This is a genomic window from Streptomyces melanosporofaciens (assembly GCF_900105695.1).
Lineage (GTDB): Bacteria > Actinomycetota > Actinomycetes > Streptomycetales > Streptomycetaceae > Streptomyces > Streptomyces antimycoticus.
In genome coordinates this window covers 6,942,110-6,965,850 of the sequence record NZ_FNST01000002.1, presented here as the reverse complement: position 1 = coordinate 6,965,850, position 23,741 = coordinate 6,942,110, and the positions used below count along the sequence as shown (strand labels likewise).

The 23,741-nt window shown below is 71.9% G+C and carries 24 protein-coding genes and 1 pseudogene; 9 read left to right on the top strand and 16 right to left on the bottom strand.

From position 1 onward, the window contains the following. The first annotated feature begins 60 nt into the window (after positions 1–60). The 4 genes and pseudogenes from BLV72_RS33135 to BLV72_RS51165 all read left to right on the top strand — a co-directional run bounded on the left by BLV72_RS33135 (position 61) and on the right by BLV72_RS51165 (position 4,223). Positions 61–1,314: a dipeptidase gene (locus tag BLV72_RS33135; RefSeq protein WP_093466965.1), complete on the top strand. Its 1,254-nt coding sequence runs from the start codon at positions 61–63 to the stop codon at positions 1,312–1,314. 55 nt (positions 1,315–1,369) lie between these two features. Then, positions 1,370–2,314 carry a transporter substrate-binding domain-containing protein gene (locus BLV72_RS33130; RefSeq protein ID WP_093466964.1) on the top strand — a complete coding sequence of 315 codons (945 nt, stop codon included), beginning with the start codon at positions 1,370–1,372 and terminating at the stop codon, positions 2,312–2,314. Positions 2,315–2,322: 8 nt separating this feature from the next. Continuing rightward, positions 2,323–2,862: pseudogene (locus BLV72_RS51170) on the top strand (CocE/NonD family hydrolase); the annotation flags it as partial. 182 nt (positions 2,863–3,044) lie between these two features. Continuing rightward, entirely contained in the window at positions 3,045–4,223 is a 1,179-nt protein-coding gene (locus tag BLV72_RS51165; protein WP_280143025.1) for a CocE/NonD family hydrolase, read from the top strand. A 21-nt stretch (positions 4,224–4,244) separates the two neighbouring features. Here BLV72_RS51165 and BLV72_RS33120 read toward each other — a convergent pair whose 3' ends face one another. From BLV72_RS33120 to BLV72_RS33055, 14 genes are all read right to left on the bottom strand, one after another. Continuing rightward, positions 4,245–5,336, bottom strand: coding sequence for a helix-turn-helix domain-containing protein (locus BLV72_RS33120; RefSeq protein WP_093466962.1), 1,092 nt, complete (start codon positions 5,334–5,336; stop codon positions 4,245–4,247). A 109-nt stretch (positions 5,337–5,445) separates the two neighbouring features. Further along, the gene (locus BLV72_RS33115; RefSeq protein WP_014056821.1) at positions 5,446–5,745 is read right to left on the bottom strand and encodes a gas vesicle protein K; all 300 of its coding nucleotides are present in this window, start codon (positions 5,743–5,745) and stop codon (positions 5,446–5,448) included. Next, positions 5,735–5,947, bottom strand: a complete 213-nt coding sequence (locus tag BLV72_RS33110; protein ID WP_093466961.1) for a gas vesicle protein — start codon at positions 5,945–5,947, stop codon at positions 5,735–5,737. Before BLV72_RS33110 ends, BLV72_RS33115 begins: the two co-directional genes overlap by 11 nt. Then, a complete protein-coding gene (locus BLV72_RS33105; protein WP_093466959.1) occupies positions 5,944–6,753 on the bottom strand; it encodes a GvpL/GvpF family gas vesicle protein in 810 nt (269 codons plus the stop codon). Before BLV72_RS33105 ends, BLV72_RS33110 begins: the two co-directional genes overlap by 4 nt. Next, on the bottom strand, positions 6,750–7,130 hold the full coding sequence (locus BLV72_RS33100) for a gas vesicle protein (protein WP_093466958.1): 381 nt from the start codon (positions 7,128–7,130) through the stop codon (positions 6,750–6,752). The genes BLV72_RS33105 and BLV72_RS33100 overlap by 4 nt, the downstream gene beginning before the upstream one ends. Beyond that, positions 7,127–7,510, bottom strand: coding sequence for a gas vesicle protein GvpO (locus BLV72_RS33095; protein ID WP_244321130.1), 384 nt, complete (start codon positions 7,508–7,510; stop codon positions 7,127–7,129). Before BLV72_RS33095 ends, BLV72_RS33100 begins: the two co-directional genes overlap by 4 nt. Before the next feature lie 3 nt (positions 7,511–7,513). After that, positions 7,514–7,765 (bottom strand): gas vesicle protein GvpG, encoded by a 252-nt coding sequence (locus BLV72_RS33090; protein ID WP_059146109.1) that lies wholly within the window; start codon positions 7,763–7,765, stop codon positions 7,514–7,516. Between the two features lie 2 nt (positions 7,766–7,767). Continuing rightward, the gene (locus tag BLV72_RS33085) at positions 7,768–8,553 is read right to left on the bottom strand and encodes a GvpL/GvpF family gas vesicle protein (protein ID WP_093466956.1); all 786 of its coding nucleotides are present in this window, start codon (positions 8,551–8,553) and stop codon (positions 7,768–7,770) included. Beyond that, positions 8,553–9,014: a gas vesicle protein GvpJ gene (gene gvpJ, locus BLV72_RS33080; RefSeq protein ID WP_093470691.1), complete on the bottom strand. Its 462-nt coding sequence runs from the start codon at positions 9,012–9,014 to the stop codon at positions 8,553–8,555. The genes BLV72_RS33085 and gvpJ overlap by 1 nt, the downstream gene beginning before the upstream one ends. Positions 9,015–9,044: 30 nt before the next feature. Further along, the gene (locus BLV72_RS33075) at positions 9,045–10,067 is read right to left on the bottom strand and encodes an SRPBCC family protein (protein WP_093466955.1); all 1,023 of its coding nucleotides are present in this window, start codon (positions 10,065–10,067) and stop codon (positions 9,045–9,047) included. Next, entirely contained in the window at positions 10,060–10,569 is a 510-nt protein-coding gene (locus BLV72_RS48190) for a hypothetical protein (RefSeq protein WP_093466953.1), read from the bottom strand. The genes BLV72_RS33075 and BLV72_RS48190 overlap by 8 nt, the downstream gene beginning before the upstream one ends. Before the next feature lie 87 nt (positions 10,570–10,656). Then, a complete protein-coding gene (locus BLV72_RS33065) occupies positions 10,657–11,802 on the bottom strand; it encodes a glutathione-independent formaldehyde dehydrogenase (protein WP_093470690.1) in 1,146 nt (381 codons plus the stop codon). 206 nt (positions 11,803–12,008) lie between these two features. Next, positions 12,009–13,526: a glycerol kinase GlpK gene (gene glpK, locus BLV72_RS33060; RefSeq protein WP_093466952.1), complete on the bottom strand. Its 1,518-nt coding sequence runs from the start codon at positions 13,524–13,526 to the stop codon at positions 12,009–12,011. Then, complete coding sequence (locus BLV72_RS33055) at positions 13,453–14,406, bottom strand: MIP/aquaporin family protein (protein WP_093466950.1); 954 nt, start codon at positions 14,404–14,406, stop codon at positions 13,453–13,455. The genes glpK and BLV72_RS33055 overlap by 74 nt, the downstream gene beginning before the upstream one ends. 157 nt (positions 14,407–14,563) lie before the next feature. On the opposite strand from BLV72_RS33055, the gene BLV72_RS33050 reads away from it, so the two are divergent. Continuing rightward, positions 14,564–15,835 carry an FAD-binding protein gene (locus tag BLV72_RS33050; RefSeq protein ID WP_093466949.1) on the top strand — a complete coding sequence of 424 codons (1,272 nt, stop codon included), beginning with the start codon at positions 14,564–14,566 and terminating at the stop codon, positions 15,833–15,835. A 39-nt stretch (positions 15,836–15,874) separates the two neighbouring features. On the opposite strand, the gene BLV72_RS33045 is transcribed toward BLV72_RS33050, so the two are convergent. Further along, the gene (locus BLV72_RS33045) at positions 15,875–18,307 is read right to left on the bottom strand and encodes a phosphoketolase family protein (RefSeq protein ID WP_093466947.1); all 2,433 of its coding nucleotides are present in this window, start codon (positions 18,305–18,307) and stop codon (positions 15,875–15,877) included. A 170-nt stretch (positions 18,308–18,477) separates the two neighbouring features. Continuing rightward, positions 18,478–19,356, bottom strand: a complete 879-nt coding sequence (locus BLV72_RS33040; RefSeq protein ID WP_093470689.1) for a universal stress protein — start codon at positions 19,354–19,356, stop codon at positions 18,478–18,480. A 231-nt stretch (positions 19,357–19,587) separates the two neighbouring features. Between BLV72_RS33040 and BLV72_RS33035 the strand changes: the two genes are divergently transcribed. From BLV72_RS33035 to BLV72_RS33020, 4 genes are all read left to right on the top strand, one after another. Beyond that, positions 19,588–20,190, top strand: a complete 603-nt coding sequence (locus BLV72_RS33035; protein WP_093466946.1) for a CBS domain-containing protein — start codon at positions 19,588–19,590, stop codon at positions 20,188–20,190. Further along, complete coding sequence (locus tag BLV72_RS33030) at positions 20,187–21,089, top strand: universal stress protein (RefSeq protein WP_093466944.1); 903 nt, start codon at positions 20,187–20,189, stop codon at positions 21,087–21,089. Before BLV72_RS33035 ends, BLV72_RS33030 begins: the two co-directional genes overlap by 4 nt. A 622-nt stretch (positions 21,090–21,711) precedes the next feature. Further along, entirely contained in the window at positions 21,712–22,566 is an 855-nt protein-coding gene (locus BLV72_RS33025) for a universal stress protein (protein ID WP_167746437.1), read from the top strand. A 99-nt stretch (positions 22,567–22,665) separates the two neighbouring features. Beyond that, a complete protein-coding gene (locus BLV72_RS33020; RefSeq protein WP_093466941.1) occupies positions 22,666–23,733 on the top strand; it encodes an alcohol dehydrogenase catalytic domain-containing protein in 1,068 nt (355 codons plus the stop codon). Positions 23,734–23,741: the final 8 nt, after the last annotated feature.

Genomic DNA, 23,741 nt, shown 5'->3' with positions numbered 1-23,741 from the left:
GGCTACGATGCCCGCGCCGCTGCGCCGCGCGGGCGGAGAAGCGAATGAAAGCTGTACAGCATGAGTACCGCACTTCCCCTGCCCGCCAAGACCGTCCGGCGTCTGGAGCTGTGGGATTCCTACCGCTCGTACCAGTATCTGGAGGCCGGGGAGGACTTCCGCGCCTTCGAGCTGGCGCCCGCGCTCGGCCGGGTCCCCGGGTCCGCGCTGGAGTGGAGCGAGGAGGTCGAGGTCCGCGCGCGGGACTTCGAGGAGCGCCATCCGGTGATCTCCGCCCATGACCATCTCTCGCTGCGCCCCGCGGATCCGGGGGACTTCGCCGACTACCGCCGCCAGGGCCGGGAGTCGATTCCCTACGAGGGCATCGCCCACTCGGGGGTGGACCTGTTCTTCGACGGCGGCCCGGCCGCGGTGAGCATGATCCGCTCGCATGCCCCCTGGGACTGGGACGACGCGGTCAGCGATCTGGCCATGCGCCAGGCCGACCTCGCCCAGCAGCGGCTGGTGACGCCCATCCGCACGCTCGAGGAGGCCGACCGGGCCCGGGCCGGCGATCAGGTGGGGGTGGTGCTGACCCTGGAGTCCGCCTCCCCCATCGGCAATGACATCGACCGGCTCGATCTGCTCTACGGTCTGGGCGTCCGCCTGCTCGGTCTGGTCTACAGCGAGAGCAATCAGCTGGGTTCGGGGCTCGCCGACGCCGGTGACACCGGTCTGACCCTGCTCGGCCGCCGGGCGCTGCGCCGGATGAACGACCTCGGGATCATCGTCGATGTCTCGCACAGCGGTGACGCGACGGCTCTGGACGCCGTGCGCCGCTCCACCGCCCCCGTGGTGATCACCCACGCCGGGTCGCGGGCGCTGTGGCCGACCCCGCGGATGAAGCCGGACGATGTGATCCGGGCCTGCGCCGGGTCCGGCGGGTTCATCGGCGTCGAGGCGGCGCCGCATACGACCATCACCGCCCGGCACTCCCGGCACAGCCTGGACTCGGTGATGGAACACATCGAGCGCTGTATCGATCTGGTCGGCATCGACCATGTGGCCTTCGGCCCGGACACCAACTTCGGCGATCACACGGCCTGGCACCGGACGTTCGCCCCGCTCTTCGGCAAGGACGACGCGCACGACGGCCAAACCCCCGAACTGCCGCCGCACGAGGAGGTCGCGTACGTACGCGGCTGCGAGAACCCCGCGGAGGCGGTCGGCAACATGATCCGGTGGCTGTTCGAGCGGGGCTACTCCGAAGCGGACGTGGCCAAGCTCGCCGGGGGCAACGTACGGCGCGTCGCCGAGACCGTCTGGGGCCGCTAGAACCGGTCCCGCTCTTCCGCATCCGCTACCCCCCACCTCCCGGAATGGAGCACCCATGCGCAACCGCCCCCATGTCGCCGCATGCGCCCTGCTGGCCTCCCTGACGCTGGCCCTGTCCGCCTGTTCGGTGGACGACACGCCCGGCGACGGCAAGGCCGAGAAGAGCCATCCGGCGGCCACGCTCGCCCCCGAGCCCAAGGACAGCGCGCTGGCGGCCGAGGTGCCCGAGGAGTACACCAACAAGACACTGATCATGGGTGTCAGCGAGTACGCGCCGTACGTCACCTTCGAGTCCGATGGGAAGATCACCGGGCTGGTGCCCGAACTGTCCGCGCAGCTCTCCTCGTTGCTCGATGTGAAGATCAAGGTGGAGCGGACCAACTTCGACGCGGTGATCCCGGGGCTGAAGTCCGGCCGGATCGACCTCAGCGCCCCCTCCGGTGACTTCATCGAGCGTCAGAAGGAGGTCGACTTCGCCGACTTCGCGCAGAGCAGTGTGACGCTGATGGTGCTCAAGGACGGCTCCTTCCGCCCCAAGAACGGGCTCGAGGTCTGCGGGCACAAGGTCGGCGTCGAGAAGGGCGCCGGAACGCAGAACGTACTCGCCGCGCAGAACAAGCGCTGTGCCGCGAAGGGCAAGCCGTCGGTGGACGCGAAGCTCTACACCGATCTGCCGGCCGCCTCGCTGGCGCTGCAGAGCAAGCGCGTGGACGCGGTGGCCGCGCCCAGCGCCTCCAACACCTCGGTGAGCCAGAACGCGAAGGACCGCTTCGAGACGCTCGAGCTCAAGGACATGCTGGACCTGCCCGCCGCGTCGGCCATCTACGGCATCCAGGCCAAGAAGGGCACCGGGCTGGCCGCCGTGATCGTCAAGGGGCTGCGGAAGATGTACGAATCGGGCACCTACGCCAAGCTCTTCGGCCAGTGGGGGCTGCCGCTGTCCACGGTCACCCGGTCCCAGCTCGCCCTCAACGGCTCCAAGCAATCCCAGACCCAGTGAGATCTTCCATGGCACGAACCAGTCGGACCGAAACGAGCGGGGACAGAGAGCGGGCGGCCTGGGAGGAGCCCGCCCGGCTGCTGGACGAGCGGGTGTGGCGACGCACCCTGCGCGTTCCGATGCGGGACGGGATCGCCCTGGCCGCCGATCTGTTCACCGCCGAGGAGCGGCCCGGGCCCCGCCCGGTCATCCTCGAGCGGACCCCCTACGGCCGCCGCCAGATGCGCGACTCCGACCGCAGCCTCCACGACGAGCCGGTGCCGACGCCGGAGGAGACCTCGGCGTTCTTCGTCCGCGCGGGGTACCACGTGGTGCGGCAGGACTGCCGGGGCCGCGGGGACTCGGACGGCACCTTCGTGAAGTACCTGGGCGAGGGGCCGGACGGCGCGGACACCATCGACTGGATCGCCGCCCAGCCCTGGTGCGACGGCCGGGTGGCCATGATGGGGGTGTCCTATTCGGCACACGCCCAGACGGCGGCCGCGGCCGAGTCCCCCACCGGCCTGTCCGCGATGTTCATGGACTCCGGCGGCTTCGCCAGCGCCTACGAGGCCGGGATGAGGATGGGCGGCGCCTTCGAGCTCAAGCAGATCACCTGGGCCTTCCGGCACGGTGAGGAGAGCCCGGAGGCGGAGCGGGACCCGCTGGTGCGCAAGGCGTTCGCGGGACGGATCTGCGCGACTGGTTCACCGTGCTGCCGTGGCGCACGGGTGTCTCCCCGCTGCGTCAGGTGGGGAGTTACGAGCGCTATCTGCTCGACCAGTGGCGGCATGACGCCTTCGGGGCGTACTGGCGCCAGCCCGCCATCTACGGGCGCGGCCACTACGACCGCTTCCCGGATGTGCCGACCCTGCACATGTCGAGCTGGTACGACCCGTATGTGCGCTCCACCATCGAGAACTTCACCGCCATGGGCCGTCTCAAGCGGTCCCCGGCGTATCTGGTGATGGGGCCGTGGAAGCACGGGCTGCGCTGTGTCACCTTCGCCGGCGATGTGGACTTCGGGCCCGCGTCGACACTCAGCGGCAATGTGGACGCCTCGTATCTGTCCTTCCGGCAGCGCTGGTTCGACGCGGTGCTGGGAGGCGGCGACCCGGAGTCGATCCCGCGGGTGCGGTACTTCCTGATGGGCGGCGGGGACGGGCGACGGGACGAGGCCGGGCGGATGCGGCACGGCGGCCGGTGGCACACCGACACCCAGTGGCCCCCGGCCGGGACCCGGGAGACGGCGTTCTACTGCCACACCTCGGGCGAGCTGAGCCGGGAGCGGCCGACGGCGACACGGGCCTGGGTGGAGTACGACTTCGATCCGAACGACCCGGTGCCGACGCTGGGCGGCCAGGTCACCTCGGGTGAGCCGGTGATGGTGGGCGGCGCCTTCGACCAGGTGCCGGACGAACGGTTCTACGGTGCCCGCCCGCCGTATCTGCCGCTGAACTCCCGGCCCGATGTGATCTCGCTGGCCACCCCGCCGCTGGAGGAGCCGCTGGTGGTGGCCGGACCGGTGACGGCCCGGCTGTTCATCTCCTCCTCCGCGCCGGACACCGACTTCACGGTGAAGCTGGTCGATGTGCATCCGCCGAACGAGGACTATCCGCACGGCTTCGCGATGAACCTCACCGAGGGCATCTTCCGCTGCCGCTTCCACGAGTCGTTCGAGCACCCGGAGCCGCTGGAGCCGGGCGAGGTGTACGAGATCGAGATCCCGGCGCCGGACACGGCCAACCGCTTCGAGGCCGGGCACCGGCTGCGGGTGGACATCTCCTCCAGCGACTTCCCCCGGTTCGACGTCAATTCCAATACCGGGGTGCCGGAGGCGGTGAGCCGCCGCAAGGTGGTCGCGACCAACCGGGTCCATATGGACGCGGACCGCCCCTCGGCGGTTCTGCTGTGGACCCGGCCGGGCTGACGGGCCGCGGGCGCGCGGCCGTCACCGCATGATGGTCGCCAGCACGTCCTGCCCCAGCCGGAGCAGGGTGCTGGTGGCCAGCCGGTGGTAGACGTACTTTCCCTCGCGCTCGGACTCGATGAGCCCGGCGTCCCTGAGCTGGCGCAGGGTGCGGGAGACCTGCGTATCGGCGAGCCCCATCCGCTGGGCCAGTTCGGAGGTGGTGATGGGCTCGCCCAGCAGATGGCGGCACACCTCCATCCGGCCCAGGGACGCCAGCGCGGACATCCGCGCCCGCAGCTCCGCCTGGGTGAGCTGATCGGCCGTCCCGTCCTCCTGGGCGGCGAACTGGAGCACCACCGGGTGGGACTCCTCGTCCTTGACGGTCAGATGCGGCCAGACATGGACGGAGGGGAGCAGGAAGAGCGGGCGCGGGCCGATCTCGATCTCGGCGACGGCCAGCTTGTCGTAGCGCACCCGCGCCCCGCCCCGGGAGACCACCGCGGTGGGGCTGAGCCCGGCCAGCACCTCGGCCAGACCCCGCCGCCGGATGTCGCTGCGGACCCGGGCGGCAGCCGACTCCAGCCGGTCGCGGACCGTGCGCCACTCGGAGGCGAAGAACGCCTCGGCGCAGGATTCCAGGAAGCACAGGAGCCGGCCGCGCAGCCCCTCGGGCGAGGCCACCAGGTCGTGGGCCAGCTCCCCACGCCGGATGGACCGCCGCTCGCACTGGGCCACATAGCGCTCGGCGGCCTCGGGGTCGGTGAGCAGGCGGCGCGCCGGGGGCACGGCCTCACGGAAGCCGAGCACTCCCTGGGAGCACAGGCCCACGAACTCCTCCAGCGGCAGCTTCTCCAGATGGCGCAGCTCGTCCTCGAAGGGCTGGTCCAGCGGGAGTCCCAGCGGAAACAGCAGCCGACAGCGGAGCCGGGCCCACAGCGGGGACAGGGCGCTCATCTCATGGGCGAGGGAGGGGGAGATCGCCGTCCCGAGCCGGTGCGTCCAGCGCTGGGCCTCGGGGTGGTGGTCGGGCTCGGCCATGATGTGCAGCACCGACATGAGCTCGGCCAGCGCCGAGCGGCCGACGTACACATCGGCCGGTCGTGCGCGCTGGAGGTTGAGCGTGATCCCCACACCCGCACATTACTCGGCGGGTGACGCGCCCGGCCGGGGTGTCCCGCCAATCGGCGCCGGACGCCCAGGTCAGGGGCTTGGGGTGGCCGGGGCCGGTCGCGGGGCCCGGTCAGTCGCGGGGCAGCAGGGGGCCCAGCGGGCCCAGATCCAGGTTGAGGTCGTCCTCGGTCAGCCCGAAGTGCTCGCGCAGCTCGGCCATGTTCTGCTCCAGGGCCATCAGCGTCAGCCCGAGCTTCTCTATCTGTTCATCGCTGATGCCGCCCTGCTCGACGCGGCGCAGCGCCTGCCGCTCCATGAGCTGCCGCAGCAGCTCGACGATGGTGAGCACCAGACCGGCCAGGCTCTTGCGGACCGACTCCTCGTCCACCTCGATCCGCCGGCCGGGCCGGGGAGCGCGGTCATCCGTCATGGCGGGCCCCCTCCCTCCCTCCTCGTTCCTCCTCCTCGTTCTCCACCCGTACGGAGGCGATCAGGGCGCGCAGGGAGATCCGCACCAGGTCGATGTCGGCGATGGTCAGGGTGATCTCCCCGGCGATCACCACGCCTCCGGCGAGCACCCGGTCGAGCAGGTCGACCAGGGCCACCTCCCTGCGCTCGATCGCACGGGTCACGGCGTCGCCTCCTCCGGCCGGGCCTCTCCCTCCGCCTTCGGCGGACCGGTGAAGGAGTACGGCGGCCAGGGGCCGCTGACCTCCAGGGTGACGGCGGGGTAGCGCTCCCCCAGCGTGGTCACCAGGGCGGTGAACTCCTCGGTGAGGCCGTCGGGCACCAGATAGGAGTTGTTCAGCACCATCCATCCCTCGTACGCGGCCAGCGCGGTGTCCTGCGGTGGATGGGCGGCCGTCGCCACCGCCAGCGCGGCGAGGGAGGCGTGGATCTCCTCCGCGCGCTCGGTCGCCCGCAGATGCGCGGTCTCCTGGTCCTGCCGCTGGGCCCGGCGGCGCAGCAGATAGGCGGTGCCGGGGCTGTCCTCGCCGCCGGCGGGCTCGTCCGGGTCGGGCAGGAAGGACCGGGGGTCGACATACGCCTTGACGCCCCACTCGGTGCGGCCCGCCACCCGACGCAGCGTGGCCGTGAAGTCCTCCCGGCGCTCCTGGAGCATCGCGCGGACCCGGTCGTCATCGTGGTAGAGCGTGGCGAAGCGCAGCGGGATGACCTGGCCCTGGCGGGCCGCGCCGTTGATCACCCGGTGGTGGGCGCGGGCCGTGCGCTCCAGCCATTCCAGGTCCTCCAGATGGCCGCGCAGCGCGTCCTCGTCGAACTCCTCCAGCGGTACGGAGCCCACCACGGCGGCCAGCCCCGCCTTCTCCACCAGGCGCACCGGCTCGTCCGCCACACCGGTGAGCCCCTGCGGCGGGGTGCCGTCCTCCGGGGCGGCCGTCACCGCGTACAGCCAGGTGGCGAGGGAATCGGTCACCGTTCGTCCTCCCGCTCCGCGCCGCGGTCCACCTCGCGGGCGCCGGGGCCTTCCTCCAGCTCGCCGACGCGCCGCCGCAGCCGCTCGTTCTCCTCGAGGACGTCCCGGGCGCCGGAGGAGAGCGTGGGGTCGTGCTCCCACCAGTCGATGCCCATCTCCTTGGCCCGGTCCACGGAGGCGACCAGCAGCCGGATCTTGATCGTCAGCAGTTCGATGTCCAGCAGATTGATCTGGATGTCACCGGCGATGACGATGCCCTTGTCGAGCACCCGCTCCAGGATGTCGGCCAGGCTGGAGGGCTCGGATCCACGGCGGGCCGGTTCGCGTGCGCCGCCGGTGCGCCGGGCCGGCGCGTTCCAGTCGGAGCTCTGGTTCATGTGTTCTCCCCCCTGCCCCGGTAGTAGCGCTCGGTGCGGCGGTAGGAGGCGAGCTCGCCGTGGTCGTCCAGCTCGACCTGGTACTCGGCGAGGATGTCGGTGGAGTCCGGTATCCGGTGGGTCTCGACGACCTCGATGCCGATGACCCAGCCGTCCTCCCCGCGCTCCAGCGAGGTGACGCCCTCCGCGGCCCGCCCGGTCAGCCCCTCCACATGGCGCGCCGCACTCCGCGCGGCGTCGCGGGCATCCAGGGCGGGGCGGCGGGGCCGGGGCCGCTCCCGCTCCTGGCCCTGCTCGTGCCGGTCCTGTTCCTCACGGGGCCGGGTGCGCGGCCGCTCCTCGCGGCGGCGCTCCTCGCGAGGCCGTTCCTCGGGGGGCACGGCTCATACCTCCATGCCCCCGCCGGGCGGCCCCTGGGACATCAGCCGGCGGACCAGCTCGTCCTCCTCGCGGGCCGCCTCCTCCTCGGTGAGCTCTCCGCTCTCCCGGGCCTCCGCGACCTCTTCCAGCCGTTGCTTGATCACCTCGGGGTCGTACAGCTGCCGATGGGCCTCGTCATGGAGCCGCTCGGCCACCCAGACGACACCTCGCACCGGGGCCAGCGGCAGTGTGGCCAGGCCGGTGAACAGTCCCATGGCTACTCGTCGCCTTCCTCTCCTTCGAGCAGTGCGTCGGCTACGAAGTCGTACGGCGCCAGCGGGCCGAGCAGACGCAGCCGGACCCGGCCGTGCCAGTGCTCGGCGAGCTCCTCGGCCGCCTCTTCGAACGCCTGCCGCTTCGCGTCCTCCACCAGGAACGAGGCGTTGACCAGCCCTTCGGCGGACGCCGCCTCCTGCGACACCGAGGCCAGCGCGTACGGCCCCAGCCGCCGGTCGAGCTCCAGCGCGTCCACGCTCCGCTTCGCGTCGATGGTGTCCAGGACGAGCCGGCCGAGCTGGATCCGCTGCTCGTACCCCTCCTCCTCCGGCAGCCCCCGCAGCTCCTCGCGGAGCCGTCTGGCCTCCGGCTGTTCGGTCACCACCTCGCGCAGGACCGCGTCCTGTTCGTACCGGGCCCGCACGGTGAGCTGCGAGCGGCCGCGGAGCCGGTCCAGGCCGCGGGCGAAGTCGTCATGCCCCTCGGCCAGCAGCTCGTCGGTCACCGCCGCGGTGTCGCTCACCACGGTGCCGAAACGGAACGGCAGCACCGGTGGACCCTGCTCGGCCAGGCTGTCGAGCACCTTGGCGTGGGTGCGCAGATCCTCGGGGGTGCCCAGCGGCTTGCCGACGGGCACCTCGCTGACCACCGCGGCCTGGCCGCGGTGGCGGACCAGGGTCACCGGGGCCTCCGGATCCCCGACGGCGGGGAGGTCCTTGACCGACTCATCGGTCCGGTCGTCCGTGACGACCCCGTAGACGTAGCAGGCACGTGCGTCCTCGGCCATCACCGCTCCCGCTCCCTGTGGCTGGTGGAACCCCTCGTGCGCCGGGGCCTGCCCCGCTCCTCGCGCTCGGGTTCCCGGTCCTCGTCGGCATCGTCGGCATCGTCGGCATCGTCCTGCAGCAGATCCGAGACCGATTCCTTGACGCCTTCCAGGGCGCCCTTGGTCTTCTTCTTGCCGCCGCCCTCCCGGAGGTCGTCCATGAGGCCGGGCAGACCGTGGGTCTCGGTGCCGCTGCGGGCGAGGTCGAGTCGGTTGGTCGCCTCGGCGAACCGCAGATACGTGTCCACGCTGGCGACGACGATCCGGGCGTCGATGGTCAAGAGCTCGATGCCCACCAGGGACACCCGCACATACACATCGATGACCAGGCCCTTGTCCAGGATCAGGTCGACCACGTCGACCAGGGCGCTGGAACTCGCCCGGTCCAGATACTGGCTCTGCTGCTGGCGTGCTACGGTCACCGCGCTCACCCGTTCCCGGGGCGGGATCCGTCAGCGTCGCGCGCGGCGCCGTACGGGCTCCTCGTCCTCGTACTCCTCCTCGTCTTCGTCCCGGGGCTCCTCGTCCTCGTAGTCCTCGGGCTCCTCGGGCTCTTCCTCCTCGTCATACTCCTCGCGCTCCTCGCCTTCCTCGCCTTCCTCGGGCTCCCCCTCCTCCCGCTCGTCCCCCTCCACGATCTCGCCGTCGCGCACCACACCGCGCCAGCCCACGACCTCGTCGGGGTTGAGCAGCACCTCGCGCATGAGATGACGGCGGAAGTGCTTCAACTCCAGACGCACCCGGCGGCCCTGGGCACGCCAGAGGTTGCCGGTGCGCTCCATGAAGCCCTGCGGCCAGTACTCCAGGACGAACAGGATCCGGGTGAGCTCGGGGGCCAGCTCATGGAAGGTGATCGTGCCGTCCACATGGCCCTTGTCGGCCCGTGACGTCCAGATGATCCGCTTGTCGGGCACCTGCTCGACAACCTCTGCCTGCCACTTGCGGTGCGACCAGAAGACCTGGGCCTTCCACTCGGATTCCGTCCCGGGCGCCTCGTCCTCGCCCTCGTCCTCGCCCTGGTTCTGGACGTCCTCGACCTTCTTCATGTACGAGGGGAAGTTCTCCCACTCCGTCCAGAGGTTGTAGGTGAGGGAGAGGGGCGCGCCCACGTCGATCTGCTCCACGATGTTGGTGACCTTGAGCTTCTTGCCGCCCTTGCCGCTGTCGCCGCCACCGCCGAGGCCGGGGATGACGCTCTTGACCTTGTCGACGACCTTCTCCTTGAACTGGCCCTTGACCTTCTCCTTGACCTGGTCCTTCATCTGGTCCTTGGCCGTGTCGACGACCTTCTCCCGGACCTGCTCCAGCCCGCCCTTCAGCGCGCCGCCCGGCCCGGGGTTCCCCCCCAGGTGGGTGACCGATTCCAGAGCTTTTTCGCCCAGCGCCATCAGCAGGCCCTGCGCTTCCTTCACCAGGCGGTCGGTGGGCAGCGCGCCGCCCCCAGCGGCCCGTCCCTTGGGGAATTCCTCAGCCATGGCCCTCACCTCTGGCTTCGTCGCGCGGGCCCTTCGGAGCCGTCCGCTTCCTGGCCTGCGCCGGACGGTCGGCCGGCTTGCGCTGCTGCTTGCCGGTGCGCTCGCGCTCCTCGCGCTCCTCGCGCTCCTCGCGCTCCTCGTGCTCGTCCGACTCCTCGTGCTCGTCCGGCTCCTCGTGCTCCCCGGCCTCCGGCTTCCCGCCCCCCGCGCCGCCGGTGCGCAGCGCCGAGGCGCGATGCTCCAGCCGGTCGCTCAGGGCGTCCATGCGGCTACTGGCCGCCGACATGGCCGCCTCCCGCCCCACGGAGACCAGCCGACTGCCGATCTCCTGGCCCAGCTTGCCGAGCTCGGAGGACTGCAGCGCCTGGGCGCCCGGTGGGCTGATTCCGGAGAGCCGCTTGCCCGCGGCGAGACCGGCGAGGCCGAGGACCAAGGTCCCCCTGTGGCCGCGCCCGAAGAGATAGCCGCTGACGAAGGCCAGCGCCACCCGGGAGTTCTTCATGATCGCTCCTCCTCCCGGAGCTGAACGAGACAGCCGTTCTGGGACATATAGCCAAGTATGGTGCATTTCACCCTATTAAGTGACCCGTCAGGCCGCGAGCACCGGATGCAGCACCACCTTGGTGTAGCCCTCCACTCGCCTGTCGAACTTCTCGTACGCCTGCGGGGCCTGGTCCAGCGGGAGTTCATGCGAGACCACGAAGCTGGGCCTGGCGCGGCCCGCGATGATCAGGTCGCGCAGCTGGCGGTTGTAGCGCTTGACATTGCACTGGCCCGTCCCCATGCGCTGGCCCTTCTCGAACATCCGGCCGATGGAGACCAGCAGCTGACCGCGTTTGGCGTGCTCGTCGGCGGCGCCGGGGTCGGAGGGGACGTACAGCCCCGGCACACCGAGCCGTCCGGTCGGCCGCACCGTGTCGACCAGCGAGTTGAGCACCACCGCGGGCTCCTCATGGCCGGCCTCGCGCCCCTGGGCCTGGTACCCCACCGCGTCGATGCCCTTGTCGGTGCCCTCGCCGCCGGTGCGGTCCATGATCTGCCGCACCGCGTCGTCCTTGCTGAAGTCGATGGGGATGGCGCCGATCTCCTCGGCCTTGGCCAGCCGCTCGGGGACCCGGTCCACCACGAACACCTTGGCGGCGCCGCGCAGCAGCGCGGAATAGGCGGCCATCAGCCCCACCGGGCCCGCGCCGTAGACGGCCACGCTCTCGCCCGGGGAGACCTCGGCCAGCTCACAGCCGTGATAGCCGGTCGGGAAGATGTCGGCGAGCAGGACGAAGTCGGTCTCGAACTCCTCACCCGCGGGCAGCTTCAGGCAGTTGAAGTCGGCGAAGGGCACCCGCAGCCGCTCGGCCTGGCCGCCCGTGTAGGGCCCCATCGCCACATAGCCGTAGGCACCGCCCGCGAAACCGGGGTTGACGGTGAGACAGAAGCCGGTGTCGCCCGCGAGGCAGTTCTTGCAGAATCCGCAGGCCACGTTGAACGGCATGACGACGCGGTCGCCCTTGGACAGCGTGACGACGCCGGGGCCGGTCTCCTCGACGACGCCGAGGTTCTCGTGCCCGAAGACGATGCCGGGCTCGGCCGCCGTACGGCCCTCGTACATATGCAGATCGGAGCCGCAGATAGCGCTGGACGTGACGCGCACGATCACATCGTTCGGATGCTCGATCCGAGGATCGTCGACGTCCCTCACCGCCACCGCATAGGGCTTCTCGTAGACGACGGCTTTCACCTGGATCACCTCCGCGTCGGATGCTGACGAGCGGCGGTGGTGGCGGAAACAGCGCGGTCCCAGGGTGTCTCGGCCACCACCGGGTACTTCCAGCGAAACGCCGTCGGACGCCCGGCGCAACCGGGTCCCGGCGCGGCCACCCGGCCCCGGGCCCTGCCGGGCGTACGCGACCGTGATCCAGGGCCTGCTCGACCGTGATCCGGGGCCTACTCGACCGTGATCCAGTCCAGGGTGCGCTGGACGGCCTTCTTCCAGCCCGTGTAGCCCTCCTCCCTGGCCTTCTTGTCCCACTGGGGCTCCCACCGCCTGGACTCGCTCCAGTGGGAGCGCAGCTCATCGGTGTCCCGCCAGAAACCCGTGGCCAGCCCCGCGGCGTAGGCGGCGCCCAGGGCGGTGGTCTCGGCGATGACGGGGCGGCTGACCGGTACGCCCAGCACATCGGCCTGGATCTGCATACACAGCTCGTTGTCGGTGACCCCGCCGTCCACCCGCAGGACGTCCAGGTGGATGTCGGCGTCCCGCTCCATGGCCTCGACCACGTCCCGGCTCTGGTAGCAGATGGCCTCCAGGGTGGCCCGGGCGATATGGCCATTGGTGTTGTAGCGGGTGAGGCCGACGATCGCGCCGCGGGCGTCGGAGCGCCAGTACGGGGCGAAGAGCCCGGAGAAGGCGGGCACGAAGTACACCCCGCCGTTGTCCTCGACGGTGAGGGCGAGCCGCTCGCTGCCCGGGGCGTCGTCGATCATCTTCATCTGGTCGCGCAGCCACTGGACGGCCGAGCCGGTGACGGCGATCGAGCCCTCCAGGGCGTAGACCGGAGGGCTGTCGCCGAACTGGTACGCCACGGTGGTGAGCAGCCCGCTGGTCGAGCGGATCAGCTCCGCTCCGGTGTTGAGCAGCAGGAAGTTACCGGTGCCGTAGGTGTTCTTGGCCTCGCCGGGGGCGAAGCAGACCTGGCCGACCGTGGCCGCCTGCTGGTCGCCGAGGACGCCGGTGATCGGGGTGGCGGTGCGCAGCGGGCGGGAGGTGCGGGCCTGGCCGAACGCCTCGGGGTGGGAGGAGGGGTTGATCGTCGGCAGCATCGCCCGCGGAATGCCGAAGATCTCCAGCAGCTCGTCGTCCCAGTCCAGCGTCTCCAGGTTCATCAGCATGGTGCGGCTGGCGTTGGTGACATCGGTGGCGTGGATACCGGCGCCGGGGCCGCCGGTGAGGTTCCACAGCACCCAGGCGTCGGTGTTGCCGAAGAGGGCGTGCCCGGCCTCCGCGGCCTCGCGGACGCCCTCGACGTTCTCCAGAATCCACTTGATCTTGCCGCCGGAGAAGTAGGTGGCGGGCGGCAGCCCGGCCTTACGGCGGATGATCTCGCCACGGCCGTCCCGTTCGAGGGCGGCGGCGATGGTGTCGGTGCGGGTGTCCTGCCAGACGATGGCGTTGTAGTACGGGCGGCCGTTGCGCGGATCCCAGATCACCGTGGTCTCGCGCTGATTGGTGATGCCGATCGCGGCCAGGTCGGTGGGGGACAGCCCGCCCGCGCGGAGGGCATTCTGCATCACCGAGTTGGTGCGCTCGTAGATCTCCACCGGGTCGTGCTCGACCCACCCCGCGCGCGGCAGGATCTGGCGGTGCTCCAGCTGGTACCGCGCCACCTCGTCACCGTCGTGGTTGAAGATCATGAAACGGGTGCTGGTGGTTCCCTGGTCCACCGCACCGATGAATTCCGGCATGCTGCCGCCTCTCGTGGGTGGGGTACGGCCCGGATCGGCTACTCGGGGTCGGGGTGCGGCCCACCTCCGTTCCGGGCACCGGGAGGAAGCGGCTGATCAGCACCTTGTAGAGGGCGGCGCCGACGAGCCCGCCGATCAGCGGGCCCACGATCGGCACCCAGAAGTACAGATCCCCGTACTGGTCCCGCCAGGCGCTGCGGTATCCGGTGAGGTAGCTGGCCAGCCGGGGGCCGAAGTCACGGGCCGGGTTGATGGCGTACCCCGCGTCGGCCCCCCACGCCATGCCGATCGCGACCACGATCAGCCCGATGACGAGGGGCCCCAGATTGGCCTTCGGGGGCGAGTTCAGCACATCGGTGACGGCGAAGATGAGCAGCACCAGGATCGCGGTGCCGATGATCTGGTCGCGCAGCGCGCCCCACTCGCTGACCGGCAGGGTGCCGTTGCCGGGCAGGGTGGAGAAGACGAACTGGGTCTTGAAGGTGTGCCTCGGGTCGGCGTGGCCCAGCGCCTCGGTGTAGTTCCAGCGCACCAGCAGGGCCCCGACGAACGCGCCGACCGTCTGGGCCACGACATACGGCAGGACCTTGGCCCAGGGGAAGCCCTTGAAGGCGGCCAGCGAGAGGGTGACCGCCGGGTTGATATGGGCCCCGCTGAGCCGCGCCGCCACATACACACCGAGGGTGACGCCCAGACCCCAGGCCCAGGCGATGGAGTCGTGATTGCCGAGCGAGCCCGGCATCTTCGTCAGGACGTCGCCCGCCACCACCTGGGCCACCACACCGCAGCCGAAGAGGATCAGCACCATGGTGCCCGCGAACTCCGCGCAGAGCTCACCGAGCAGTACCGACCTCGGACGCTGTGGCTTCGGGGCAGTCATGCCCCCATCGTGGGCGCGTGGCGGCAGGGCGGCCCGTACTGCTGAGCCGTCCGGGGCATGGACGGCGAAACCGGGTCTGTACGGATCAGGGTGCGGACCTGTACCAAGGTCCTGACAACATCACCCATCGCCCGCCAGCCGGAACAGGACGACACGGATGCCGACCACCCACGCCCCGACGAACTGGGCCGGGAACATCACCTTCTCCGCCGCCCGGCTGCACCACCCCGACACCGTCGAAGAGCTGCGGCGGATCGTCCGCTCCGCCGACCGGGTGCGGGTGCTCGGCACGGGCCACTCCTTCAACCGCATCGCCGACACCGAGGGCGATCTGGTGAACCTGGACCGGCTGCCGCACCGGGTGGAGATCGACGCCGAGAAGCGCACCGCGACCATCGCGGCCGGCATGCGCTACGCCCATGTGGCCCAGGCCCTGCACACCGAGGGTCTGGCCCTGGCCAACCTCGCCTCGCTGCCGCACATCACGGTCGCGGGGGCCTGCGCCACCGCCACCCATGGCTCGGGGAGCGCCCAGCAGTGCCTGGCCGCGGCGGTCGCCGGGCTGGAGATCGTCGGCCCCGACGGCGAGGTGACCCGGATCAGCCGGGACGAGGACCGGGACCGGCTGAACGGGGCCGTGGTGGGGCTCGGCGGACTGGGCGTCGTCACCGCCATGACGCTGGACGTCGAGCCCACCTACGACGTAGCCCAGTGGGTGTGGACCGGGCTGCCGCTGGACCGGCTGGACGACAGCTTCGAGGAGATCTTCGGCGCCGCCTACAGCGTCAGCGTCTTCACCGACTGGCACTCGGGCGAGGGCGTGGTGTGGCTGAAGTGCCGCACCGATCTGCCCGATCCCCCGGAGCCCGGGCAGCCGTGGCTGGGGGCCACCCCGGCCGACCGCCACCACCACCCGGTGCCCGCGATGCCGCCGCTGCACTGCACCGAACAGCTGGGCGCGCCGGGGCCGTGGCATGAGCGGCTGCCGCACTTCCGCCCCGACTTCACCCCCAGCAACGGCGATGAACTGCAGTCGGAGCTGCTGCTGCCGCGCGAGGCCGCCTCGGCGGCGTTCGCCGCGCTGCGCGGCCTCGGCGACCGGATCGCGCCCGTGGTGCAGGTGTCCGAGGTCCGCACGGTCGCGGCGGACGAGCTGTGGCTGAGCCCCGCGTACGGCCGGGACAGCGTCGCCTTCCACTTCACCTGGGTCCCCGACCACGAGGCGGTGATCGAGGTGGTGGCCGCCATGGAGGAGGCGCTGCTGCCGCTGGGGGCGCGGCCGCACTGGGGCAAGCTGACGACGGCCGCGCCGGAGCGGGTCCTCTCCTCGTACGCCCGGGCCGCCGACTTCGCACGGCTGCTGGCCGAGCACGACCCGGCGGGGAAGTTCCGCAACGCCTATCTGGACGGCTACTTCCCCACCGGGTGAGCCGGTCGATCCGCTGGGTGAGAGCGTCCGGGCCGGTCCTCAGCCGGTCCAGGACCATTCGGCGACCTCGGGCATATCGGTGCCGTGCTCGCGGATCCAGGCGTGGTGGCGGGTGCGGGCGTCCTGCATCCGCTGCCGTACGGCCACGGCGCGCGCCGCGAGCCCCGGGGTCCGGTCGATGACGTCCATCACCAGCCGGTAGCGGTCCAGGTCGTTGCGGACCACCATGTCGAACGGTGTGGTCGTGGTGCCCATCTCCTTGTAGCCGCGCACATGGAGATGCGGGTGGACGGCCCGGCGGTAGGACAGCCGGTGCACCAGCCACGGATACCCGTGGTAGGCGAAGATGACCGGCCGGTCGCGGGTGAACAGGGCGTCGAACTCGTGGTCCGGCATCCCGTGCGGATGCTCCTCCTTCGGCAGCAGCCGGGTCATGTCGACAACGTTGACCACGCGCACGGCCACATCGGGCAGATGGCGGCGGAGGATTCCGGCGGCCGCGACGACCTCCTGGGTGGGCACGTCGCCCGCGCCGGCCAGCACCACATCCGGCTCCCCCGCGCCGTTCTCGGTACCGGCCCAGTCCCAGGTCCCGGCGCCGCGGGCGCAGTGGGCGCGCGCCTGGTCGAGATCGAGCCAGTCGAAGCAGGGCTGTTTGCCCGCGACGACGACATTGACGTAGTCGCGGGTGCGCAGGATGTGGTCGGCCACGCTGAGCAGGGTGTTGGCGTCCGGCGGCAGATAGACGCGCACGACTTCCGGGCTCTTGTTGAGCACATGGTCGACGAAACCGGGGTCCTGGTGCGAGAAGCCGTTGTGGTCCTGGCGCCACACATGCGAGGTCAGCAGATAGTTGAGCGAGGCCACGGGGCGCCGCCACGGCAGTGAGCGGGACACCTTCAGCCATTTGATGTGCTGGTTGACCATGGAGTCGACGATGTGCACGAACGCCTCGTAGCAGGAGAAGAGGCCGTGCCGCCCGGTCAGCAGATAGCCCTCCAGCCAGCCCTGGCAGAGGTGCTCGGAGAGGATCTCCATGACCCGGCCGCTCCGGCTGAGGTGCTCATCGGTGGGCAGGACGGCCTCCTGCCACGCCTTGCCGGTGGTACGGAAGAGGGCCTCCAGCCGGTTGGAGGCGGTCTCGTCGGGGCCGACCACCCTGAAGTCGCGGCGGGCGCCGGTGTCCGCCATGACCTTCTCCAGCAGCCCGCCGAGGACCCGGGTCGGCTCGTGCAGGGTCGCACCGGGCTTGTCCACGGGGACCGCGTACCGCTCCAGGTCGGGCAGGGGCAGCGAGCGCAGCAGCAGCCCGCCGTTGGCGTGCGGATTGGCGCCCAGGCGGCGGTCGCCCTCCGGAACCTCGGCCAGGAGGTGCGGCCGGGGCCGGCCGTCGGCGTCGAAGAGCTCCTCGGGACGGTACGAACGCAGCCAGCGCTCCAGCTGCCGCAGATGCTCCGGGTTCTCCCGGACGCCCGGCAGGGGGACCTGATGGGCGCGCCAGGTGCCCTCCACGGGGAGCCCGTCGACCACCTCGGGCCCGGTCCAGCCCTTGGGCGTGCGGAGCACGATCACCGGCCAGCGCGGCCGCTCGGCGAGGCCCTTCTGGCGGGCGGTGCGCTCCTCGCGAGCGGTGCGCTGGAGCAGGGCGATCCGGTCCAGGGCCTCGTCCAGGGCGTGCGCCATGGCCCGGTGCACTTCGAGCGGTTCGTCCCCGGAGACGTGGATCGGCTCATGGCCGTACCCGCGCAGCAGCTCGTCGAGTTCGGGCCGGGGCAGCCGCGCGAACACCGTGGGATTGGCGATCTTGTACCCGTTGAGGTGGAGGATCGGCAGCACGGCCCCGTCGTGGACGGGGTCCAGGAACTTGTTCGCATGCCAGGAGCCGGCCAGCGGGCCGGTCTCCGCCTCGCCGTCGCCGATGACGCAGGCGACCAGCAGTCCGGGGTTGTCCAGCGCGGCCCCGTAGGCGTGGGCGAGGGAGTAGCCGAGCTCGCCGCCCTCGTGGATCGAGCCGGGGGTCTCGGGGGCGACATGGCTGGGCACCCCGCCGGGGAAGGAGAACTGCCGGAAGAGCCGGGCAATGCCCGCCGCGTCCCGGCTGACGTCCGGATAGATCTCGGAGTAGCTGCCGTCCAGCCAGGAGCCGGCGAGCACCGCGGGGCCGCCGTGGCCGGGGCCCCAGACGCAGATGGCGTCCAGGTCGCGGTCCTTGATGACGCGGTTCAGGTGGGTGTGGACGAGGTTGAGGCCGGGTGAGGTGCCCCAGTGGCCCAGCAGCCGGGGCTTGATGTGATCCGGGCGCAGCGGCTCGGTCAGCAGCGGGTTGGCCAGCAGATAGATCTGGCCCGCCGCGAGGTAGTTGGCGGCGCGCCAGTGGGCGTCCAGGGCGCGGATCCGGTCGTCGCCGAGCCCGCTGCCCGGCGAGCCCGTCGAGCTGTCCGGTGAGCCCGTCGTGGTCGGTGCGTCTGGCATGGGCCTCTCTCCCTCGTGGTGTCCGGTGATCTGCCCTGGTGGTGTCCGGTGATGTGCCCTGGTGGTGTCCGGTGGTGCCCTCGTGGTGTCCGGTGGTGCCCTCGTGGTGTCCGGTTGCCTTGCCCAACGGTCGCGTTACCTGCCCGCCGGTCGCGCCACTGGCCGGCCGTTCAGACCCACTCCGGCACGATCGCCACCGGGCAGGGCGCGTGGTGCAGTGCCGCGTGGGCGATGCGGCCGAACTCCAGCCCCACGGAGTGACCGCGGCCGCGGCGGGCGCCGAGGACCAGCAGATCGGCGGTGGCCGCCGCGTGGAGGAGCGCCTTGCGGGCCGTCCCCTCGACCGTCTCGCGATCGACGGTGACCTCGGGATGGTCCCGTCCGGGGGCCCGCAGGGCGTGATCCAGCGTCCGCTCCGCCCGTGCCCAGTGGGCACGTACCGGGTCCCCCTCCAACAGCAGATCATCCGTCACCTCACCGGCCGGGGCGCGCCAGGCGCGTACGGCCTCCAGGGTGCGGCCGCTCACCTCGGCCTCGCGGAAGGCGAACCGGGTCGCGGCCGAGGGGCCGGCCTTCTCGCCCACGCCGAGCACGATCCGGCCGAAGGCGCCGCGCCGGTTGGGCTCGCCGCCACGTACGACGGTGACCGGGCACGAGGCGCGGGCGGCGACCGCGAGGCTGACCGAGCCGAGGAGCAGCGCGGCGAGTTCGCCGCGGCCGCGGGAGCCGGTGACCAGGCCCGAGGCGTCCCGGCCGGCGCGCAGCAGCGCGGCGACCGGGTCCTCCGGCAGGACCTCGGCGCAGACCTTCACCTCGGGTCCGCCCCGGCGGGCGCGTTCCGCGGCGGAGGCGGCGATCTCCTCTTCCCTGATCAGCTCCCAGGGGCGCGCCGGGTCGGCGGCGGGGGCGATGCCCTCGTACCGCTCCCACAGCGAGGCGTGGATCAGCCGCAGCGGTACGGCGTGCCGGGCTGCGGCGTCCACCGCCCAGTCCACGGCCTGAAGGCTGTGGTGGGAGCCGTCGACGCCCACGACGAGGGGGAGGTCCACCGTTTCCACCACCTTCCGCGCGGCGGCCGCACTGTGCCGACGCCTTTGACCCTCTTCGCCTTCTTCACCCTCGCGGCGTGCGGGATCCGGCGCGAGGGGCGTTTCGGCCCCGCCGGGGGTCGTTCGGCCCAGGGCGCCCATGCGGGCCGAACGGTCCGCATCGGACCCCGGGCAGCCCAAGAGGGCGGCCGGGTCGCCGTCCCAAGCTGGGACCGGACCGGGGAGGCACGGATGAAGCACCGCAAGATCGGCAACGTGATGACCGACGACGTCGTCCGGGTGAGCTCCATGACCTCGTTCGACGAGGTCGGTGCGCTGCTCTCCCGGCATCGCTTCAACGGGCTGCCCGTGGTGGACGACGACGACAAGGTGGTCGGCATGATCACTGGGACCGATCTCAGCGAACCCGCCCCGACGGCCGGGCAGCTGATGTCGCGACCCGCGGTCACCGTGCGCCCCCAGGACAGCATCGTGGACGCGGCCCGCGCGATGGACCGCCATCGCGTCGAGCGGCTGCCCGTCGTCGACGAGGAGGACCGGCTGATCGGCATCGTCACCCGCCGGGATCTGCTGCGGGTCTTCCTCCGCCCGGACGACGAGATCCGTGCCGAGGTGATCGACGAGGTGCTGGTCCGCTCGCTGTGGCTCGGCCCGCAGTCCGTCGCGGTCACCGTGACCGACGGAATCGTACGGCTGGAGGGTCAACTGGACCGGCACAGCGAGATCCCCATCGCGGTCCGGATGACCGGACAGGTGGACGGCGTGGTGGCCGTGGTCGACCGGCTCACCTACCTCATCGACGACTCCGCCGGCCGGGGAGGTGCGCGGCGATGACCCACCCGGCCAAGCCGGTGCGGAACGGCCGGGTGGTGGTGGGCCTGGACGGCTCGGACAGCGCCTGGGCCGCGCTGGACGGGGCGGTCGCCGAGGCGCGGCGCCGTCACGCCACGCTGGAGATCGTGCACGCCTGGCCGTGGGCGCGGACCGACCCGCTCGCCTTCGACCCGGACAGCGAACCGCGGCGGCCCGCGGTGGAGATCGCCAGGACCGTGCTGCGGCTGGCCGTGTCACGGGCCCAGGAGCAGGATCCCCAGTTGCGGATCGTGCCCACCCTGACGGCACAGGACGCGGTGCCCGAGCTGCTGCGGATCGGCGGGGACGCCGCGCTGATCGTCATCGGCACCCGGGGGCTGGGCGGTTTCACCGGACTGCTGCTCGGCTCGGTGGGGCTGCGGCTGGCCGCTCACACCCGGCGCCCGCTGCTGGTGGTGCGCGGCGGACCGCCGACGACGTACGGGCTCGAAGGCCACGGCAAGGTGCTGGTCGGGGTGGAGAGCGGCGCGGACGCGGCGGCGGCCCGGTTCGCCTTCGAAGAGGCCAAGCGGCGCCGAGCCCGGCTGCGAGTGCTCTACGCCTGGCCGCGGCCCCGGGTCTTCGCGGGCGATCACGCCCTGCCCGCACGCGAGGTGGTGGCGCTGCGCGCCGAGCGGGAACAGACGGTGGCCTACGACATGGTGGCCGGCCTGCGCGAGGAGTTCGGGCAGATCCGGGTACGTGAGCACACCACCCACACCGCCCCCGCCCAGGCGCTGGTGGAGGCGTCACGAGCGGCCGACGTCCTGGTACTCGCCGTCCACCGGCGAACCCCCCGCCTCGGCATGCAACTGGGCCCGGTCACCCACGCGGCACTCCACCATGCGCACTGCCCGGTGGTGCTGGTGCCGGTGGAGTAGCGCTGGAGCCGGAACGGATCGGGACCCCAGCGGCCTCCGCCGCCGGGCGACGGCCCCGGCGGCGGAGGCCGGGTGCACGGGGCGACCGGGGTGGGCGGCCCGGCTGGACCGCCGCGCCGGGCAGGCACATCAGACGACCGTGGCGAGTGGGGGTGCCGGGCACCCGCCGCCAGGTGGGCAGGTTGGCCCGGGCCGGGTTCCGGGGCGCGTTCCGGGCGGTGGAAAGGGCCGGATGACCTGGTCCCTGGGACCTACCCGGGACCGGTCGGCCCTGTCGGTGGGGGCCCGGTCATGGTCCGCTGGAGATGGCACCGGGGGCATCCGGCAGACGCGGAGAAGCGGACGCACGAGTACCGCGCACCGCGCAATCAGGGCCCGCGAGAAGTGGGCGCCCCCGGCGCCGCGCCTCGGGCTGGGCGCCTCCCAGCGGTGGCCGCGGCCGTGTCCAAGGGGCGTAGCGCCGCTGCCGTGAGGGCATACGCACGGGCCGCGGTCGGGCATACGGATGCGTGCGCCTGGCCGAGCGCGGTCGGACCGTCGGCTGCGGCTTGGCGGACGGCGGCTCGTACGCCCCGGAGGCGGGGCCGAGGTGCCGAGTGGGTCTGCCGGGAAGGAGGCAGCGATGGCGCGCCCCGTCACCGTCGGGCTGGATGGTTCCCCCGAGAGTCTGGCCGCCGCCGGCTGGGCGGCCCATGAGGCCTGTTCGCGCGACGCGCCGCTGCGGCTCGTGAACGCGTGGTCGGGGCCCGATCAGAAGGATCTGACTCCGGGCCGGGAGGCCGCCTGGCACTACTGGGCCGAGCGCGCCCTGGGCTCGGCGCGCGCCGAGCTGGACGCCGACCACCCGGACATGGCGATCCTCACCGACCAGATCCCCGGCCGGCCCGCGCCCGTTCTGCTGGCCGAGGCGGAGCGCGCCCAGCTGCTGGTGGTGGGGTCCCGCTCGATCGGCGCGGTCGCCGGGTTCTTCCTCGGCTCCGTCGGCCTGGAGCTCGCCGCACGCGCCGTGACCCCCGTGGTCCTGGTGCGGGCGGACGCGCACGAGGACCGGCAGGGCGATGTGGTGGTCGGGGTGGAGCCGGGCGAGCCGGGCGACGACATCCTGGAGTTCGCCTTCGACGCCGCGGCCCGCCGCGCCGGTGTGCTGCGCGCCGTGTACGCCAGCCGGGTCCCCGCCATCCGGGGCGACGCCCCGTGGGTGGTGGACGTGGGGCTGAGCGACGCGCGCAAGGAGTCCGAGCATGCGCTGGGCGAGGTGCTGGCGCCGTGGCGGGACAAGTTCTCCGAGGTGCGGGTCTTCGAGGAGATCGCGTCGGACAGCCCGGCGCGGCAGTTGGTGGGCGTGGCGGCGGGAACGGCGCTGATGGTCGTGGGCCGCGGTCCGCGCCAGGTGGGGTTCGGCCCCCGGCTGGGGCCGGTCACCCAGGCGGTGGCGCACCACGCCGCCTGCCCGGTCGCGATCGTGCCCCAGCGATGAGACCTCGGGGCGCCCGGCCACCTCACCGCACACCGCGCGACGAGGTGGCTGAGAAACCGCGAAGCCGAACGCGAACAACCGGAGGAGAGGGAAACGGCCATGAAAGCACTCGTCTTCCACGGGCCGGAGCAGTCGTCCTGGCAGGAGGTGCCCGACCCCGAACTCGAGGCCACCACCGACGCGATCGTCCGGATCGACACCACGACCATCTGCGGCACCGATCTGCACATCCTCCGCGGCGAACTGCCGGACGTCAGCCCCGGCAGGGTGCTCGGCCACGAGGGGGTCGGCGAGATCGTCGAGACCGGCGCCGATGTCCGCGGGGTCCGGCCCGGCGACCGGGTGCTGCTCTCCTGCATCTCGGGCTGCGGCCACTGCCGCTTCTGCCGGGAGCGCACCTACGGACAGTGCCGTGACGGCGGGGGCTGGATCCTCGGGCGCATGATCGACGGCACCCAGGCCGAGTACGTCCGGGTGCCCTTCGCCGATCTGTCCACGTATCCGCTGACGGGCTCGGCCGAGAGCCATGACGCCGTGCTGCTGGCGGATGTCTTCCCCACCGCCTACGAGGTGGGCGTCCTCAACGGCCGGGTGGCGCCGGGCGATACGGTCGTGGTGGTGGGCGCCGGGCCGGTCGGGCTGGCCTCGATCGCCACCGCGCACTTCTTCTCCCCCGGCCGGATCATCTCCGTCGATCCGGACCCGGCCCGGCTGGACGCCGCCAAGCGGGTCGGCGCCGACGCGGTGGCGGATTCCGCCGAGGATCCGGAGCGGCTGGTCGACGATCTCACCGATGGGCTCGGCGCCGATGTGGTGATCGAGGCCGTCGGGAGCCCGCGGAGCTTCGAGACCTGCACCCGGATGGTGCGGCCGGGCGGCCGGATCGCCAATGTGGGGGTGCACGCCCGGCCCGCGACGCTGCATCTCGAAGAGCTGTGGATCAAGAACGTGACGATCACCACCGGGCTGGTCGACACCTTCTCCACCCCGACCCTGCTCTCCCTGCTGGCCGCCGGGCGGCTGCCCGCGTCCACGCTGATCACCCATCTCTTCGAGCTGGACCAGATGGAGGAGGCGTACGACGTCTTCGCCCGCGCGGCCGACACCGGCGCGATCAAGATCGCGCTCGGCGAGGCCGCCCGTCCGCTGGTGGCCCGGAGGACGTGAGCGGGGAG